The following is a 19,051-nucleotide window of genomic DNA, read 5'->3' as shown; positions in this document are numbered from 1 at the left end:
AAACTAGACGTAATAATATAAAAATGTCCAATTTTCAAAAATATGTCTACTTTTAAAGGAATGATGGGATGGACCACTATTTATTAGCATTATGGAACTCAACTCCCTCTGGAGAAGTTAAAGTGAAACTGCTGGCAGAAAGATTGGATTTGAGCACCAAACAAACCCGCCGTAAACTGAATCAATGGCAGGATGAAGGCTGGCTGAGCTTCCAGTCTGGAAAAGGCAGAGGCATTTATTCAAAGCTGATTTGGAACAGGGACGTGGAATCAGCGTATGAACAGCAATTTATAGCCCACTTGGAAAGATACTCCATTGAACAGGTTAGCAAACTATTATTATATCAATGGTCAACAGAAACAAAACAGCGGTTAATGACTAGGTTTCAATCCAAGTTTGGTTTTCATCAAGAGGGTCAGGACACGTTAATTATTCCGCGGTTTTACCCATTCATAACGTATCATCCATTAAAGGCTGCGGACGTACATAGTGCAAATCTAATCGCAAACCTATATAACCGGGTTATCGCACTGAAGGATGATAATACGGTCATACCTGAGCTTGCACATAGCTGGGAGGTTGAAGATCATCGGCTAACCTTATACCTGCGAAAGGATGTCAGTTTTCATGATGGTTCAATCTTAAAAGCGGAGGACGTCGTCAAAACGTTTATGAGAATGAAGCAAGATAAGATTTATGCTGAACTGTGGAAACCAATTACAAAAATATTTTCCCCTGCACCACTAATCGTAGAACTTGAATTCCCATATGGCTGTACCTATGTATTGCCGCTTCTAAGTATGATTTCTGCAAGTATCTATAAAGAATCTGCCAACGGATTGGTGATCGGAACAGGCAGCTTTTATCTGGAAGAAGATACCGATGAGAGAACAGTATTACATGCGTTTAAACATTATTACGGTGAGCGTCCGCTATTGGATACAGTGGAATTTATACAGGTTTTAAGAGAGTTTGGAAATGTTTATTACGGTGCTCATGAATCAAGAGAAGTTGGAACCTTTGAGGTTGAGAGTGATTCAGGATTTGGTGTCGTAGTAATGAATGCCTTTCGTCAAAGTGATATTGCTAGAAAAGAAGTACGAGACTATATTCATATGCTGATAGATAAAAATCGCTCGCAAATTTCAATGATTGATTCTCGGATATCAGCAAATACCGATGGCTGCTTAATTGGCTATTCAGGGAGTTACACGGTGCCCGAAATTCCAAAACCAATCCTTTCAAATCCATTAAAGATGAAGTATGTTGGGTATTCAAAGGACACATCCTTTTGGTTAAAAAACATCCTCGATGAGGCTGGTATTCCGTTGGAGTTGGAAGAAGTCTCATTTCATGATGCATTGTACCATGCTCATTTGCAGAAAGCAGATTTATTTATTCATGGAGAAATATTTGAGATGAACCAGAGTTTTTCCTACTTTAGCTTTTTGAAAAACACGATTTCGCCGCTCTATAAATTAACTCGATCTGATCAACTTTTGCAAAAGCTACTGCAAAACTATGATTTTATCCCCTTTGAGAATTGGATGGAGCAGCATTTAATCATAGAGGATTATTTAATTAAAAACTCATTATGCATTCCTCTTTATTATTCAAAAAGACAAATACCATTTTCAATTAATTTAATGAACGTAAAAATTAAACATTTTGGCTATGTTGATTTATCGAAATTATGGATGAAACCTAATAGAGAAGCCTGACCACAGTGGTCAGGCTCTCTTTGCCATTTTATTATATTAATCCTGATATCCTGATAGTTGGTCTTGCACGGAGTTTAGGGAATTAATTGCTTGTTGAATTTTGTTTTTATTTTCTGGTTTTTCAGCAGTACTTAGGGCTTGCTGCAGGGTGTTAACTGTATTTTGTACGGAAGACATACTTTGGTTTACATAATCTTGAGCCTTTGGCAATATTAGCACCTCCTTGATAATGTCAAAAATAGTATCTACATCTATTGGAAAAATATGTGTGCGATTTACGATTTCGACTAGGATTGTGCCTATAATTGAGGCAGTCATTTTTTATCGGAACAATTCGACCTGGATTGTGCCCGTAATTGATGCGGACCCGATTTTTCGGAACAATCAACATAGGATTGTGCTCATAATCGAGGCAGTCACTTTTTATCGGAACAATCCGACCGGGATTGTTCCCGTAATAATGGTCACCCGTTCATTACGGGAACAATTCAACTGTAAATGTATACTGTCGTCTCCTCTCCCCTCCCGAACATTGCAAAAAAAGGCAGCCCCTCAGTTTTTGAAAGCTGCCTTACTCTAATATTACCTCACTTGAACACCTGAGGAGCTTATGGTTTCACCGCCGATTTCGGCTTCTCTGCCAAATAATCTAGCATAGACACCATGGTTATTCTCTAATAGATCGGTATGTTTTCCTTGTTCGGCTATTGTCCCATTTTCAAGGACAATGATTTTATCTGCAGAAAGAACCGTTGAAAGGCGGTGCGATATGATTAAAATCGTTTGTTTTTTTCCTGATTTTAAAACTGCTTCATTGATTTGCGTTTCCGTAATTGGATCGAGTGCCGAGCTTGCTTCATCAAGGATAAGGATTGGAGCATCTTTTAAAATAGCTCTAGCCAGCGATAATCGCTGCTTTTGACCTCCTGAAAGCAGGCTTCCTCTTTCTCCTACCTTTGTATCCAATCCTTCGGGAAGACTTTCCACCAATTCTTCCAACCCGCTGTCATGTAATGCTTTAAGCAGCTCCTCCTCTGTGGCATCAGGTTTTCCAATTCTTAAATTGTCTGCCAGGGAACCATTTCGCATTTGAACATCCTGAGTCACGATTGCCATTTGAGATCGTAGCCATCCTGTATCCCATTCTGTTATATCTCTTCCATCTACTTCAATACAGCCATTCTTCGTATCATAAAGCTTAAATAACAAATCAACAATCGTTGATTTACCAGAACCACTCGGTCCAACTAATGCCACCTTCTCACCAGCGTTAACCGTAAACGAAACCCCTGACAGTACATTCTCTTCTTTTTCCGGGTAAGCAAACGTAACATCCTTTAGTCTGATTTCACCATTTGCTCTGCCGCCGCGGATCCCCTCCACTATTTCTGCCTTGGAAGGCTTATGGGAAAGAAGAATGTCAGAGCGATCTAGTGCTGGCCCAGTTCTTCTTACAGAAAGCCAGTTACGAAGCAGTCTTTGCATTTCATTGGCAGCGATCGTCACTAAGCCACCTGCGGTCAGCATTTGTCCACTTGTTAAACTATCATTCCAAATTAATAATGTACTAATGAAGTAGACAATTCCCAATGCGAATCCATTGTAACTGGCAATTACCACCACGGACTGCATTCTTGCCTTTAATTCCTTAATAGAATGCTTCACGAAAGAGTTTCGGATAGCAATAACACTTTCCACCTCATTTTCAGAAACCCCCATAACCCTTGACAAGTGGATTCCCGTCACCGATTCTCTTAGTCTTTCAAGATAGCGGGAAGCCTCCTGTCTAGCATCGGCGGAAGCAGCTCTAGTCCTCGCTCCTACATAATTAGATGCCCAATAGAAGATTACACCTAGAATCACACTAGTAATCATCAAATAAGGGTGAATCCATAACAGCACGAGACTATAAATTAATACTCCCTGGACACTTGCCATGAATGTCGATCCTTCCCATGCAAGGAAATTATGGAGCGTATCAGGGTCATCCGAGACTCTTGCTAGTAGTTCTCCGGATGAATTGTTATGGTAAAAGGAAAAGGGCAGCACCTGTAAATGACTAAACAGGCGCAGTTTTTGCCAATTAGTTACGGTCTTTGCCGTCTGATGGCAAAAATATTCATCTATGATCATCATGACTAAATCAAAAATAGCAGAAAAGACCAGCAGCCACATTAATCCCCATAGCCAGGAGTGATTTTCATTCGGAATAATGGTATCAACAAGCCAAGCGAAAGCTAATGTTGGGATTAGTGCTGAGAAAACCTGACTAATTGCAATAACGAATGAGTCCGCAAAAACCCACTTTTTATAGGGTCTTAAAAAAGCAAGGACTCTTCGGCCGTCCCGATTCTTTTTTTGATGGGAGACAGTATTCACGTTCATCCAATCATCTCCTTTTCCAACTCGCTATATTGGGCCTTGTATAATTCATAATACTGACCTCTTAATACAAGCAATTCTTCATGTGTTCCTTGTTCCGCCACCATCCCCTGATCTAAAAGAAGGATTTTGTCGGCGTTTCTTACTGTTATCAGCCTGTGGGCAATCGTAATCGTTGTTCTGCCCGGTATTAGCTGCTCAAGGGCTTCCTGAACTTTTTCTTCTGTTTCCCCGTCCAATGAGGAAGTGGCTTCGTCAAAAATTAAGACTCGCGGCTGGCGCAGGATGGCTCTGGCAAGCGCCACTCGTTGTCTTTGCCCGCCGGAGAGCTTCAATCCTCGTTCACCGACCACTGTTTCATATTTATCTTCGAGAGATTCGATGAGTTCTTTTAGCCCGGCTGCTTCCACTGCAAGTTCGAGCTCTTCCTGGGTGGCATTTGTTTTTCCGTATAGAAGATTATTTCTAAGTGTACTGTTTAGTAGAAAGGTTTCCTGAGAAACCACCCCAACCTGTTGTCTAAAGCTATTTCGGTTGTATGCGAATAAATTTTTACCATCAATCAAGACCGAACCTTTTTCAGGTTCATATAAACCTAGGAGGATTTGGATAAGCGTACTTTTTCCCCCGCCACTGGTACCTACAATTCCAATGTGATTCCCCTGTTCCAATGATAGCGAAACACCCTTTAAAATTTTTTTATCACTGGAAGGGTAGTTAAACCAAATATTCTCTATGTCTATTTTTCCCTCTACTTCTCCAAAAGAAGGCAGATTTTCTTCATGCTCTTCCGGTAAATCAAAATATTCATAGATTCTTTGCAGTGCCGGAATTGCCTGTTGAATGGTCAGCGCATTTTCAGCCAATGACCGGACAGGCAAAAACATAATAGGAATAAAATTAAGACAGGCAATCAGGGTTCCAATCGTAATCGTGCCTTCCCAAATAGAGAATCCACCGATTAGCATGACAACACCGGGAGTTGCGATATTAAATAAATTTCCAAGCCGCCAATTGACCTTTCCAATTAACGCTGCACGAATCGAGTAGTTTTTCCATTCTGTCTGTTTTTTTCGCTGTGTTTCAATTTCCTTCTTTTGTGTCTGAAATGTTCGAACAAGTCTGGTGCTTTCTATACTTTCTTGCAGGTGCTGGTACATATCTGCACTCATATCCCTTTGGACCGCACTCATTTTCCGCATCGTTTTACCGAGCTTAAATGATGGAAGTATGTAAATAGCAAACACGGCAAACATAACAACAGCTGCTGGCCAATATAATGCAAATACGGCTGAAAATGCAGCAATTGCACCAATCACTTGCTGTAAGATACGTGGAACGACGGTGTTATTTAGGTTTTGAACAGATTCCACGTCATGCGTTAATCGATATAACATATCTCCTCTTGGTGTCGTTGTAAAAAACGACATCGGTGTTCGATGCAGCTTTTTAAAGGCCCGAATCTGCATATCCGTTATTACATCGAATCCGATTTTTACCTGTACATATTCTTGTAAAGTCTCAAATAAAGACTTTCCTAAGAATGCGGCCAAAACACCACCGACAAGTAAAAGTAAAAAGGATATCTCTCTAGCCCCAATCACTTCGTCCACTAATTTTCCTGCCAGTAACGGCGGCAAGATGGTAAATGCTCCACCTAATAATGAAAAAAATAAGGCAAGCAATAATTTCCTCCAATAAGGTTTGAAATGTCCTAATGTCGTTTTTAATAAATTCATTATAATCCCCCTCGCAAAATAATATTTTATTACAAATCATGGCAATATTCATTACTATTTGAAAAAAACTTCTTATTTTACGAAATCTAAAATATTACTCCTCGTTTTTTCTACTATCAAATTGTTATTTTTACACTATATTTCTCTTTATAAAAAATATAAATGCCTCAACTCCATTAGGAATTGAGGCTTTATTACAATCTATAATTTGCCATTAGATTACTATTTTACGGTTTTAAGTTTTACTCTATTTATGCCATTAGATACATTCGATTGACCTAGGACGATACTATTATCACAAATTGCTTCAACATCATTTCTATCATGTGTGACCATAATACATGTCATGTTGGCTTTTTTCAAAATCAACCCTAGATCGTCTCGAATCGACTCTTTTAAATCAGCGTCTAAGTTGCTAAATGGTTCATCCATTAATAATACATTGGGCTTTGGGGCAAGTGCTCTAGCAAGAGCAATCCGTTGCTGCTGCCCGCCACTTAATTCATGAGGATATCTTTTGTAGAACTCCTTCATTTGAACAAGTTCCAACATCTCATCTACACGCGAGTTTCGCTCTTTCCTTGGTAAACGTGATAGTCCAAAAAGTATATTATCCTTGACAGTCATATGAGGAAATAGAGCATAGTCTTGAAAAACCATACCCACTCCTCTATCCTCTGGGTGAACAAATACACTTTCACTTACAACGGTAGTACCGGCAATTTTTATGGTTCCTTTGACCGGCATTTCTAATCCTGATATCAAGCGAAGTAATGTACTTTTCCCACTTCCACTTTGTCCTAAAATACCGACGATTTCCCCTTTTTCCATCGAAAACGAAAAATCGTTAATAACAGGGTCCTCTTTACGAGAATATGAAAAAGTGAGACCTTTAATTTCAACAATACTCATTGTTTCACCCTCTTACCAACTATTTGAAAAATGACCACAGATAAAATACTGATTAAAATGATTAGAAGCGATGAAATAGAAGCCTCATGGATTTGTTCATCGTTTGCATATTGATATGTTTTTGTTGCTAACGTTTCAAAATTAAAAGGCCTTAACAACAATGATAATGGTAATTCCTTGCAAATTTCAACAAACGTTAAAATGAAACCACTAATTAAAGATCCTTTTATTAATGGGAGGTCTACTTTAAAGAACGTTTTTGTCACTCCCATTCCGAGCATTCTTGAAGCTTCCATATATTTCGTTCCTACCTTCTCAAATCCCACCTCAGTTGCATTAAACCCAGTAGCCATAAACCGAATGAAATAGCCGACGATTAACATGACTAGAGACAAACTTAAGATGAGAGGTTCTTCACCAAGACCCAATGTAAAATACATTGGTGCGAGCCATTTATCAAGTGAGATAAAAACAGCAAGAACACCAATAGCAATAATTGGACCTGGAATGGAATAACCTGAGGTTACGCATTTCGATATGATAAAAGAAAACGAAGAATGAGATCGGCAAATGTTTGCAACAACAACGGAAAGAACTAGAATAATCAATGTAGATATTACGGCAACATAGACGGTTTGATATAACAAGGTAAAAAAGGCAGGTTCCCAAACTTTATGGAACGTCATCTTTGCCCATGCAATCAACTGTATGAATGGGATGAGAAATCCTAATAAAAATACAACTCCGCAATATATAAAGGCGGCCATCCCCGCGATTCCTTTCAGTTTCACAGGTACAAGCGGCCTCGATTTATTACTCAAGTGATAACGCCGCCGCTGTCTAAGCAGTCTTTCTAAAAAGAAAATGCCCACAATGATCACCATCAGCCACGCAGCTAGTTTCATAGCTGAATTTACATCATACATCCCGAACCACGTTTGAAAAATAGCGGTGGAAATGGTATGGATGCCCAAATAGCTGGTAACTCCATAGTCTCCCAGCACTTCATAGATGACTAAAACGGTACCTCCAACAATTGCTGGTCTTGAAAGAGGAAGGACTACTTTATAAAATACAGCGAATGGTTTTCTTCCTAACAACCTTGCACTCTCTATATAAGATGTACTTTGACTTTCAAGAAATGCTCTGGTTATGATAAACACGTACGGAAATAGAAAGATAGTAAAAATAAAAACAGCTCCACCTATTCCCGAAACGGTTATCCATTCTGGGTCTAGCTGATAATCAAAATGATTCCTTAACGTTGTTTGTACTACTCCGGTATAGCCTAGCATCGTTCTGTACGTATATGCCGCTATAAAAGTTGGGATTGACAGTGGCAAAATTAACCCCCAACGGAAAAACCGTTTTAGTGGAAAATCAAAGGCTGCAATCAGCCACGCCAAAGTTACGCCTAAAAAGGACGTAAAAAGGCCAGTTAGGACTACCAGGACGACGGTGTTTGCAACATAATTTGTTAGCAAATACTGACGAATATGAAGCCAGTTTTCATTAGGTTCTAAAAATATAGAAGAGAAAATAAAAAGGATAGGCAGTAGAATAACTACTGCCCCAACTAAACTAATGATCCACCAGCCGTTTATTTCCTTTTTAATAGTACGCTTTATTAATTTCGCATTCATATTACTTCCAGCCTGTTTTATTAAAGATTTCGATTGCCTTTTTATTATGCTCTCCTAAAGTATCAAAATTTAGTTCTTGCATTTTAAAGTCGCCCCAGCTTTCAAGTAATTCTGGTTTTGAAGCCTTAGGGTTTACAGGAAATTCATAATTATTTGCTGACAAGATTTCTTGTGCTTCAACATCAGTCATATACTCAATTAGCTTAATCGCATTTTCTTGATTCTTGCTATGCTTTGTCAAACCAATTCCGCTGATATTTACATGAGTTCCATTTGTTTCTTGATTAGGGAAAAATACCCCGATACTTTCAGCAACTTTTACTTCTTCGGGATCTTCCGAATTTGCAAGCAGCCCTACATAATAAGTGTTCATAATCGCAACATCACCAGTGCCTGCAGCAATTGCTTTTGCTTGGTCACGGTCACCGCCATCCGGCTGTCGAGCAAAATTATTTACAATCCCTTTCGCCCATTGTTCTGCTTTTTCTTCACCATTTAATTCAATAAATGAAGCAAGTAATGATTGGTTATATAAACTGGTTGAAGAACGAACTAACAATTTCCCATTCCATTTTTCACTTGTTAAATCTTCATAAGTAGACAATTCCTCAGGTGAAACTCTGTCTTTTGAATAGGCGATTATACGTGCTCTTGTTGCCAGCCCAATCCAATTATTATCAACATCGCGAAGGTTTTCAGGTACATTTTTATCAATAATATCTGAAGTAACTGGCTGGAGGATATCATTTTGCTTAGCATTAGTAAGGACCCCGCCATCTACTGTAACAAATAAATCTGCTTGTGTACTTTTACCTTCACGCTTTAATCTCTCAATAAGTTCTTCCGCTTCCCCTTTTACAACATTAACTTTAATGCCTGTTTCATCTGTAAATTTGTTATAAATCTCATCATCAACTTCATAATGTCTTGCTGTGTAAATATTGACTTCTTGTTTTTCAGTTGTTTTTGGCTTAGAAGCCGCTTTATCTCCTTCTGAATCAGTTTGATTTGTTGCGCAACCTGCTAAGCCAATCGACAGTATCGCACTTGCCAATAAAGGTTTGAATAATTTTGATAAAGCCATGATATGTACCCGCCTCTTCTTAGTTTTTGAAAATGATAATGATAATTGTTATCAATTAATATAATTTTATTCTAATTAGCCCTATTTCTTTTGTCAACAATATTTTGTACTTTTAAAAAAATTCACGATGAAAAATAAAAAGGTGATCGAAATTTTCTTCGATCACCTTTTCCAATATTTCCGCTTTAGGTATTAAACTTCCATTTGATATTACCTGCTTAATGGTCCCGGTGAACAATATAATTCAATAAATGCTTCAAAAAATTGGTCTTTTGTTTAACATCTTTTAATGAATCAATAGCAAGACAGTAATGATCCCACATTGCTTTCTTTGCACCATCTGTACCAAGGATTGACACAAAAGTTGAGTTTTTGTTTGCTTGGTCTTTTCCTACCGATTTTCCTAATAAAGCCTGATTTCCTTCAACATCCAGCAGGTCATCCTTAATTTGAAAGGCAATCCCAGCATGGTAAGCATATTTTTTCAGAGCCTGCATGTCTTCTTCCGCTGTATTCGCAAGAATGGCTGGCATGATAAGCGAAGCTTCGAAGGCGATTCCCGTCTTATAGAAGCACAATTGATTCAACTGTTCGAGCGTTAGCTGCTTCCCTCTGGAATCCAAATCCATTGCCTGCCCCTTACACATTTCCCCTGTCATTTTGGCAGAATAGTGAATCAAACTAAGCACTGTTTTCGAATCAAACTGATCAAGTGACGCTTGTTCTTCAAAAGCCTTTTGGGTAAGAAAAAGTCCAGTTAATTCAGCAATCGCACTGTTGTAAACCATATGCAAGGTAGAACGTCCCCTGCGTATCGAGGCATTGTCCTGCGAAGGAAGATCATCGAAAATCAGGGAAGCTGTATGCATATATTCTAATGATCGAAGCAGCGGAACAATGGCAGATTGATCTAATCCGTATTCATTTATTCCCATCATCCACGTTATGATCGGCCTTATCCGCTTACCATCCCCCTCTAAACTATAGTTTGCCGCCTCAACAATAGGCTCTTTCACAAAAGAAGTGGGAATAGGTAATAGGGTGTTTATTTCCGATCTGACTCCTTCGATGGTATCTAAAAATTCTGTCCGTTCCTTCCGATCATTTTTTAGATTCGTAATCATATGATCGCGAAGCAGTTTATCAAAGAAATCTACATCATCCGCTTTTTGTACCATTTTTTGTATTAAAGCATTGAATTTGGGATTTCCAGCACCAAATAAATTCATTACTTCATTGTATTTTTTTGTTCCCATTCGTTCTTTATATCTTTTTAAACCGTTGATGGCACGATCTAGAATTACCTCACAAGCTTTTGAATTTGATTGATACACGTTATGAATCAAATGATTGATGACACACCAATATAACTCAAAAGGGTTAATCAGATCGGCGCGTTTATCATGGTATTTTAAATAATACGTATAGGGTGTAACCGCACCAGCTTCCAAGTCTTCAAACATATCAGCAAAATCATCGGCAAGCTGGTTATATATACCATAAAAGAAGGTTCGGTTATCAAAACCTTCATCCTCCTGAGCATCGAGTACAGAGCGTACAATCAAACGTGAAGAGGAGGATTTAAGGATAATTGGTATATAGAGATCCTCATTGGTGTATTGATGGTTGGATAATTCCTTTACCCGATCCACTTCCTGAGATTGAAAAAATACATACGATTGTTCAAAGAATGATTGCAATGTTTCAGGCCGCTGATGGGTCTTAATGAACTCATAGGCTTCACGGAGCTCTGAATGGATATTTGTAAGCAATTCTATTTGATTGTCAGCCCAATCACCTAATTCCGGAACTGTTCCTGTAATAAGTGTGGTACGAATCAAATCTGAATAACACTTCTTTTCGTAATCAGATAAAACATTGGCATCAAGAAGATCATCAATAAACGGATACGTCAAACCATAGCAATAGCCCAACCTTAACGCTTTAGCAAGTCTACTAGAGCGTTCTTTTGAGGATATTTTTTCGTCCATTTCTTCTATTTCCTGCATTACTACCCCAGCAATGATTTTAATCAGTTTTCGCTGAGCATGGTCCGCGTCCATCCCTTCAGGTATATAGGAGGATGCGGTCTTAAGTTTTTCTATCAGCCAAATTATGGTCGTTTCAATGCCCTCTTTCTGGGCCCACTTGTACATTCCTGCGACACTATACATATCCGTTTCGGACGTGCTAGGATTCGTCAACTGTTTTTTTAAAGAATCGACTACATTCCGAATCCTCGTCTGTGCATCTTTTGAATCCAGTGCTTTGCCCAAGTCACGCATAAAAATATAAGATATGCTTCGATCAAGATAATGGTCCAGCTTACCGGTGTAATTCAAGTATTGAATATAATGATGATAATCACGGGGAGTTGATTTTCCTTTACTACGTGAAAAGAAAGAGAAAAAGGAATGATGATGAATATGGTTGTGTTTCCAAGATTGGAAATCTTTTGTTACGTTATGGACATACGTCTTTTGGGTGAGCTGGATCTGGAGGATTTTAAAATAATTTAGCGCTCTCTCCTCTGCCAGTTGGTAGCATCTATCTGCGTTTATTACGAACTCCACACTCATTAATACATTACCTCTACTTCATTTCTCTTTTTTATGTATGTATTTATTATAATACACTTTCGAAATGCCTTTATAACTATAAAACTATAATTATTAGCTCAAAGGTAAAAAAATCCCCCAGATTGTTAATCTAGGGGAATAATCATAAGTTAACTACACTCTATTTTCTACTCATATCTCAATGCATCAATCGGACTAAGCTTCGAGGCTTTGTTTGCTGGGAGTAATCCGAATATGATCCCAATAAACGCTGAAAAGCTTACACCAATTAGGACAATTAGAGGACTAATCGTAGCGGTGATTGGTGAGAATTGCGAAACAATCACACTTCCAATAGAAGCTAGTCCGATACCTATCAACCCCCCTATCGAGGTTAAGGTAATAGATTCAATTAAAAACTGTAAAAGAATTTTCCTTCTAGTAGCACCTATAGCTTTTCGGAGTCCAATTTCTCTTGTTCTTTCCGTAACGGAAACGAGCATAATATTCATAACACCAATCCCGCCTACTAGGAGAGAAATACCGGCTATACTTCCGATTAGTAATGTGAGTAAAGAAATCATTGTATTTAATTCTTTTTCATAATCTTCAAAGCTATTGGTTGAATACATCCCGTCCTCGAGCTTTTTCGTTTCTGTCAATGTTTCTGCAGCTAGCCTTCCTGTCTCGGAAATTTTTTCAGAATCACTCGCAATGACCGATAATTGTTCAATTTCCCGATTACCAAACATCATTGAAATAACAGAACGCGGCATCAGCATTTCGCCCGTTTCCTTATTACGGAATTGTTCAGGGAGCGGTGATTCATATACACCCACAATCTTGTAAGGATTTTCATTTAAATCAATGATCTCACCAATTGGGTTTTCTGTTTCTTTAAAGAACTTTCCCCTGGCAATGGTATCAATAAGTATGACTCGATTCAAACCATCATTATCCGCGGCGTATAATGCCCTTCCTTCTACTACTTGTATATCTCTTGCTGGAAAGTATTCAGCACCCACACCTGTTATTTGCATTTCTCCTTGTACTTCATCATGCCTCATCATTCCCCAGCCTTGATTTGTAGCAATAACAGCCTTAACACCCGGAACATTAGCAAGTGTTTGAATATCATCTGAAGTCAATTCAGGTTCCTGCCAAAACATGGGTTCCTCACCCTCAGGTGGTATGTATTCATAATAAATATCAATGGCATTTTTATCCGTAGAGAACAATTCATCAGTCATTTGTTTTTTCGTACCTTGTCCAATTGCAACAATAACGATAACAGCTGCCACACCGATAATGATACCAAGCATGGTTAATATCGACCTGACCTTATGATTCCAGATTGACGAAAGGGCAATTTTGAAACTCTCCCAAATATTCATATCGTCACCCGCCGGTCATCTGTTATCCTGCCATCTTTTATGGTAATAATCCTTTTAGCATAAGCGGCTATTTCTTCCTCATGGGTAACGATAATAACAGTCTTTCCCTCTTGGTGGAGCTGTGAAAATAGTTCCATGATTTGTCCGCTCGTATGTGAATCAAGGGCCCCTGTTGGTTCATCTGCTAACAGAATGGTTGGATTATTGACCAGAGCTCTAGCAATCGCAACGCGCTGCTTTTGACCTCCAGATAATTGATTGGGCAAGTGCTTCATCCGGTCTCCTAGACCGACCTTTGTCAGCATGTTTTTCGCCCGCTCCGTTCTTTCCCGTTTGGAAACACCCGCATATACAAGTGGAGATGCAACATTTTTTATCGCATTGTCCCTTGGAAACATGAAGAATTGTTGAAAAACAAAGCCAATGTGCTCATTTCTAAGTAGTGCAAGGGCGCTTTCCTTGGCGGAGTCAATTTGTTGCCCGTTTAATTCAAATGTACCCGACGTAGGGTAATCTAAAAACCCAATAATATTCATCAAAGTGGATTTTCCAGATCCGGATGGACCCATGATGGCAACAAACTCTCCATCTTCTATTGTCAAATCAATTTCATGAAGGACAGGAACTTCCAAGGCGCCTTTCCCGTAAACTTTGGTAATATTACTCAACTTCATCAAATGAAGTCACTTCCATTCCATCATGCATTTCTTCTGTTGGTGCAATCACAACAAGTTCCTCAGGCTTTACCCCATCGGTTGCTTCGATGTATGCGTCATTCATAACCCCAGTTTGAACTTCCCGTCTTTCAAGCTTCCCATCTTTTAAAATATAAACAAATTTGATTCCAGCTTCGTCCATTAAAGCTGGATGTGGGATGGCAATCTTTTTGTCAGAACTGCCGGCTTTAATTTCTAAAGAAACATGGAAGCCTTGGCGCAACTCAGTGGTATCATCTGTAATGGCAACTTTAAATGGATACATAGTTACATTGCCGCCTCCACCGCCGCCGAATTCTTCACCACCGCCGCCACCTTCGTTCGGGAACTGTGAAATAGATTCCACTGTACCATTCCATTCGCGGTCTTTATATACTTTGGGCCTAATAATAACTTGCTGCCCCTGTTGAATTTTGACCGTGTCAAATTCACTCATCGTTCCAATTACTTTATATGGTTGACTGGAAATGATGTGGATGACAGGTTCAGAAGCTCCTGCTTCTGTTTTCGCTAGGTTCTGATTTACCTTCACAATGATCCCATCCATTTTACTAACAACAGTCATTTCCTTTTTTTGTGCATTTAGTTCTTTTATTAGATCGTCAGCTGAAGCAATTTCAGATTTCGTACCTTCATATTGCATCTCTAGTTGAACCTTTTCATTCGAAAGGAGGTTTATGTCTTCTTGCGAAACAAGTTCTTCTGTAACACCTTCTGTTGCAGCAGTCTGCGTTTCCAATTTCTTTTTTGCTTCAGCTAATCTCTTTGCACTATCTGCAATTTGGTTTTGTTCGGTTTTCCCCCTGCTTTGTAACAAGTCTTTTTGTCGAACTGCTTTATTAAGTTCATTATCAATTTTGGAAGAATCATAGATTAATAGAGAATCGCCAGCTTTGACTGCTTGGTTTTCTGCCACCTTAAATTCACTAATTTCTCCTTTTTCAGGTTCTAAAAAGACTTTCTGTTCACTTTCTGGTACTATTTTACCTGTTACCAGAATCGATTCCACCAATTCCTGTTCACTCACTTTTTGAACACTTACCCCCATTTCAACGATTTCATTACCTACCGTTTCAGCACCTGTTTTCGCATATAAATAGCTTCCTGTACTGGCAATAATAAGTACGCCAACAATTACTGAAACCCAAATCCATATCTTTTTCTTCACAATAAACCTCCATCTACTCTTTGTTTTCTTATTTTTACTATACCAATTATGGAAAAATTTTCAATCAATATAGTAATATATTTCTAGTTTTCCGGTTTTGAGATATGAGAAAAGGCTGACGAGTGCGCCAGCCTTTTTGTTGATTATGTGACCCTTCTATAGTTACCAAGTGCTTTAGGAATTGGTTTTCCGGTGAAACAGGACTTCTGCATTGACCTATTACTCTTTTCCAATGGGGTTTCGGTCACTCCAGCACCTCTGCATTGACCCAAAACGCTGTTCCGATTGGACCTCGGTCACTCCAGCAATTAACCAGCATGGTTGCATCCATTTGCCTGATCAAGTACCGCAAAAAGTCTGATAAGGTCGAGCTGAAGGTGCCGGCAATGAGCAGTATTTAACCTGTTCTGGAGAGTAGGAGTATGGATTCGAAAGAACATTTAGAAGACGTTCCATCACACTATAGTTTCCGCTATTCACTGCCGCCTCCAGTGCTTCTTCTACCCGATGGTTTCGGGGGATTACAGCAGGATTGCTGTTCCGCATTAACTGATTCGAAGAGTCCTTCGATTCCATCTGCTTGCCGCGTCTCGCTTCCCACCTCTCATACCACTGAGTAAATTCTGGTGTTCCGTACAGACCGGTTTCCTCAATAGAGTCAATGGTTAATGCTCTGAATGTATTTGTATAGTCGGCACCATGCTTTTGCATGACTTGGAGCAGGCTTTCAATAAGGGGTACATCCTCTTCCTCTTCTTGGAATAAACCCAATTTCGCTCTCATTCCCCCGAAAAAGTTCGCTTTAAATAATCCAGCAAATTCGGAGAGTTTCTCCTGTGCAAGCGTGACAGCCTGCTCCTGATTTTCGTGAAGCAACGGCAACAAAGCTTCTGCTAATCGTGCAAGATTCCACACGCCAATATTTGGCTGATTGCCATAAGCATATCGGCCTTGTCTATCAATGGAGCTGAAGACCGTTGCCGGATCATAAGTATCCATAAATGCACATGGTCCATAATCGATGGTTTCTCCACTTATTGTCATATTGTCAGTGTTCATCACCCCGTGAATAAAGCCAACAAGCTGCCATTTAGAAATCAACAATGCCTGCCGTTTTACCACTTCCTGAAGTAATGATAGATATTTGTTGTCATCATCTGCAATTTCAGGATAATGACGTTCAATCGCATAGTCCGCCAGCTCCTGAAGTTCTTCATCATTTCCCCATCTTGCCGCGTATTGAAAAGTACCGACACGCAGATGACTCGCAGCCACTCGCGTTAGAATGGCACCAGGAAGTTCGGTTTCACGGATAATGGACTCACCAGTAGAGACTACTGCCAGACTACGAGTAGTTGGAATACCAAGCCCATTCATTGCTTCGCTAATTATGTATTCCCTCAGCATAGGACCAAGTGCCGCTCGGCCATCGCCCCCGCGGGAATATGGTGTTCTCCCTGAACCCTTAAGCTGAATATCAAACCGCTCATTTTGAGGTGTAATCTGCTCACCTAGCAATATCGCTCTACCATCCCCTAACATCGTAAAATGACCAAATTGATGCCCCGCATATGCTTGGGCTATAGGAGAAGCGCCATCTGGTATTTTGTTTCCAGCAAATAAAGCAGTACTTTCATCGCTTTTCAAAGAATGTACGCTCAACCCTAGGGTCGCTGCCAGCGGTTCGTTAAGGATGATTATTTTTGGGGAACGCACAGGCGTTGGATTCTGACTTGTAAAAAATGTTTTCGGCAGCCGAGCATAACTATTATCAAAGTTCCATCCCGTATCCATTAATTCTTTTGTCATTGTATCCTCTTTTCTTTTTTTGTTTTTCTATATAATAGGTTATCCATTAACTATATATGTTATTTTTTATTATTGCTATGTTCCGTAGTTACTGTCTTTTTTTGTTTTTATCGACTTTTTTCATATCTTATGAATATTTCACAAGTCTATATCATAACTGAATAGTTGAGAAAATATTATGAGTAAAGAAGGGAAATAAAGGAGGGGGAAGTCAATAATCGGAAAAATGAATAGAGATGAGTGCAATATATAAGGGGGGAGTATGTTTATGGCTAATGTTGGAAAAGATGATTTTGTAAATGGCTTTGTACCACATCATAATCATGGGTCTGTTGATTATACTTCTGTGGAAGCGGGTCATGTCCACCAGTGTTTAGATGTCACTTCACCGCCAATAGCAACACAGGATCAAAATCACATCCATTACACAGAGGGATATGTTGTTTTTGAAGATGGGCATACCCATCATTATAAGGCATATTCAGGTCCTGCTATACCAGTAGGGAATGGGATGCATGTTCATTATTATGATTTTTACACTTCTGAAGATAATGGGCATAGGCATCATGTTAGAGGTGTTGACCATCCAGCGCCAGGGAATCGATAAATAATGTTGAGTTCGTACAGCTAGTGTCTATAAATAAAACATAAAACAGCTAGGAAAACACACAGTTTTACATAACATCTGTGTGTTTTTTTTTATCGCGGTTTAGACTCGGATTAAATGCCAAATACTATATATTATATCTAGAACATTCTTTTAAGGGAGTGCAAATTTGGAAGCATTTTACCGTACTTTCTTGGTTTTTGTAGTCGGATATTTGTTTATAAGATTTACTGGAAAAAAAGCAGTTGCTCAGATGCACACATTTGATATTATCTATATCCTCATTCTTACCAATATTATTAGTACTCCTGTTGAAGATAATAATATGGGTAAAGCCCTTATCTATGCTGGAATAACAGTAATTTTATATAAAGTTTTTATTCGATTATCGTTACATAATAAATTGAGATGGATTATATATGAAAGTCCTACAGTGTTAATTCAAAATGGTCATATTGATCGAAAAGGCTTAAAGAAGGTAAGGATGCCTATGAACGATTTATTATCACATTTAAGAGTAAAAGGGTACACAGATATTCAAAGTATTTCTATTGCAGTGATGGAGGAAACAGGGAATATTAGTGTTATCCCTAAGTCGGAATATCGTCCTGTTCAACCAAATGATTTAAATTTACAAGTAAAGAAAGAATTTATTCCAATACCATTGATAATGGACGGACAGATCATTTACCATAATTTAAAATATCTACAATTAGATCGTGGATGGCTAATGAATGAACTTAAAAACAAAGGAGAACGAGTAGAAAATATTACCTTGGCAACTCTTTTAGAAGATGGAAAGTTATTTATCGATAATAATGATGAAAAGGACCATAAAGGTAATCCTTTTTACTACAATCCAGGGAAAGATAACTAACATGAAATAGGCAAATATCCATTCCTCTTTGAATATGGACACATACACTATTTTGAATCAATTTGAGGAGGAGAAAAATAATGGAAAGACAATACTTTGGCAGCGGTATGGGTTATGGTGGTTATCCTGGTTACGGCATGGGTTATGGTGGTTTTCCTGGTTATGGCATGGGTTATGGTGGTTTTCCTGGTTACGGCATGGGTCATGGCGGTTTTCCTGGTTACGGCATGGGTTATGGTGGTTTTCCTGGTCACGGCATGGGTTATGGTGGCTATCCATTTCACCATCATCATGGATTCCATCACGGGTCCTGTTGTTAACATACAAAATGGAACCCTTGAGCGATGTCTTCAGGGGTTTTTAATTGTTTTTAAAAGGATTTTATTACATATTTTAATTCTACTCTTATATGCAGTTCGTGTTCATCAGATCGGAGGTTTG

The 19,051-nt window shown here is 38.9% G+C and carries 15 protein-coding genes; 4 read left to right on the top strand and 11 right to left on the bottom strand.

Features of this window, described 5'->3' with window-relative positions; all coding sequences use genetic code 11:
* Window positions 1-68: 68 nt before the first annotated feature.
* The gene (locus V7108_RS16800; RefSeq protein ID WP_335513230.1) at window positions 69-1,721 is read left to right on the top strand and encodes an ABC transporter substrate-binding protein; all 1,653 of its coding nucleotides are present in this window, start codon (window positions 69-71) and stop codon (window positions 1,719-1,721) included.
* A 36-nt stretch (window positions 1,722-1,757) separates the two neighbouring features.
* On the opposite strand, the gene V7108_RS16795 is transcribed toward V7108_RS16800, so the two are convergent.
* From V7108_RS16795 to V7108_RS16745, 11 genes are all read right to left on the bottom strand, one after another.
* Complete coding sequence (locus V7108_RS16795; protein WP_420489061.1) at window positions 1,758-1,931, bottom strand: hypothetical protein; 174 nt, start codon at window positions 1,929-1,931, stop codon at window positions 1,758-1,760.
* A 372-nt stretch (window positions 1,932-2,303) separates the two neighbouring features.
* A complete protein-coding gene (locus V7108_RS16790; protein ID WP_335513228.1) occupies window positions 2,304-4,106 on the bottom strand; it encodes an ABC transporter ATP-binding protein in 1,803 nt (600 codons plus the stop codon).
* A complete protein-coding gene (locus V7108_RS16785; RefSeq protein WP_335568907.1) occupies window positions 4,103-5,842 on the bottom strand; it encodes an ABC transporter ATP-binding protein in 1,740 nt (579 codons plus the stop codon). The genes V7108_RS16790 and V7108_RS16785 overlap by 4 nt, the downstream gene beginning before the upstream one ends.
* 222 nt (window positions 5,843-6,064) lie before the next feature.
* The gene (locus V7108_RS16780) at window positions 6,065-6,754 is read right to left on the bottom strand and encodes an ABC transporter ATP-binding protein (protein WP_335513223.1); all 690 of its coding nucleotides are present in this window, start codon (window positions 6,752-6,754) and stop codon (window positions 6,065-6,067) included.
* Complete coding sequence (locus V7108_RS16775) at window positions 6,751-8,397, bottom strand: ABC transporter permease (protein ID WP_335568906.1); 1,647 nt, start codon at window positions 8,395-8,397, stop codon at window positions 6,751-6,753. The genes V7108_RS16780 and V7108_RS16775 overlap by 4 nt, the downstream gene beginning before the upstream one ends.
* Window position 8,398: 1 nt before the next feature.
* Window positions 8,399-9,481 (bottom strand): Fe(3+) ABC transporter substrate-binding protein, encoded by a 1,083-nt coding sequence (locus tag V7108_RS16770; RefSeq protein ID WP_335568905.1) that lies wholly within the window; start codon window positions 9,479-9,481, stop codon window positions 8,399-8,401.
* A 218-nt stretch (window positions 9,482-9,699) separates the two neighbouring features.
* The gene (locus tag V7108_RS16765; RefSeq protein ID WP_335513218.1) at window positions 9,700-12,060 is read right to left on the bottom strand and encodes a polyprenyl synthetase family protein; all 2,361 of its coding nucleotides are present in this window, start codon (window positions 12,058-12,060) and stop codon (window positions 9,700-9,702) included.
* A gap of 167 nt (window positions 12,061-12,227) precedes the next feature.
* Entirely contained in the window at window positions 12,228-13,433 is a 1,206-nt protein-coding gene (locus V7108_RS16760; RefSeq protein WP_335568904.1) for an ABC transporter permease, read from the bottom strand.
* Complete coding sequence (locus V7108_RS16755) at window positions 13,430-14,110, bottom strand: ABC transporter ATP-binding protein (protein WP_335511318.1); 681 nt, start codon at window positions 14,108-14,110, stop codon at window positions 13,430-13,432. Before V7108_RS16755 ends, V7108_RS16760 begins: the two co-directional genes overlap by 4 nt.
* Window positions 14,094-15,317, bottom strand: coding sequence for an efflux RND transporter periplasmic adaptor subunit (locus tag V7108_RS16750; RefSeq protein ID WP_335511316.1), 1,224 nt, complete (start codon window positions 15,315-15,317; stop codon window positions 14,094-14,096). Before V7108_RS16750 ends, V7108_RS16755 begins: the two co-directional genes overlap by 17 nt.
* A gap of 339 nt (window positions 15,318-15,656) precedes the next feature.
* Window positions 15,657-17,126 (bottom strand): protein adenylyltransferase SelO, encoded by a 1,470-nt coding sequence (locus tag V7108_RS16745; RefSeq protein ID WP_335511314.1) that lies wholly within the window; start codon window positions 17,124-17,126, stop codon window positions 15,657-15,659.
* A gap of 268 nt (window positions 17,127-17,394) precedes the next feature.
* Here V7108_RS16745 and V7108_RS16740 point away from each other — a divergent pair, with 268 nt between their 5' ends.
* From V7108_RS16740 to V7108_RS16730, 3 genes are all read left to right on the top strand, one after another.
* On the top strand, window positions 17,395-17,733 hold the full coding sequence (locus V7108_RS16740; RefSeq protein WP_335568903.1) for a YmaF family protein: 339 nt from the start codon (window positions 17,395-17,397) through the stop codon (window positions 17,731-17,733).
* A gap of 169 nt (window positions 17,734-17,902) precedes the next feature.
* Window positions 17,903-18,610: a DUF421 domain-containing protein gene (locus V7108_RS16735; RefSeq protein ID WP_335568902.1), complete on the top strand. Its 708-nt coding sequence runs from the start codon at window positions 17,903-17,905 to the stop codon at window positions 18,608-18,610.
* 80 nt (window positions 18,611-18,690) lie between these two features.
* A complete protein-coding gene (locus V7108_RS16730; RefSeq protein ID WP_335568901.1) occupies window positions 18,691-18,930 on the top strand; it encodes a hypothetical protein in 240 nt (79 codons plus the stop codon).
* Window positions 18,931-19,051: the final 121 nt, after the last annotated feature.

Origin of the sequence: Neobacillus vireti (assembly GCF_036962345.1) — a bacterium.
GTDB lineage: Bacteria > Bacillota > Bacilli > Bacillales > Cytobacillaceae > Neobacillus > Neobacillus vireti_A.
This window is presented reverse-complemented; position numbering and strand designations above follow the sequence as displayed.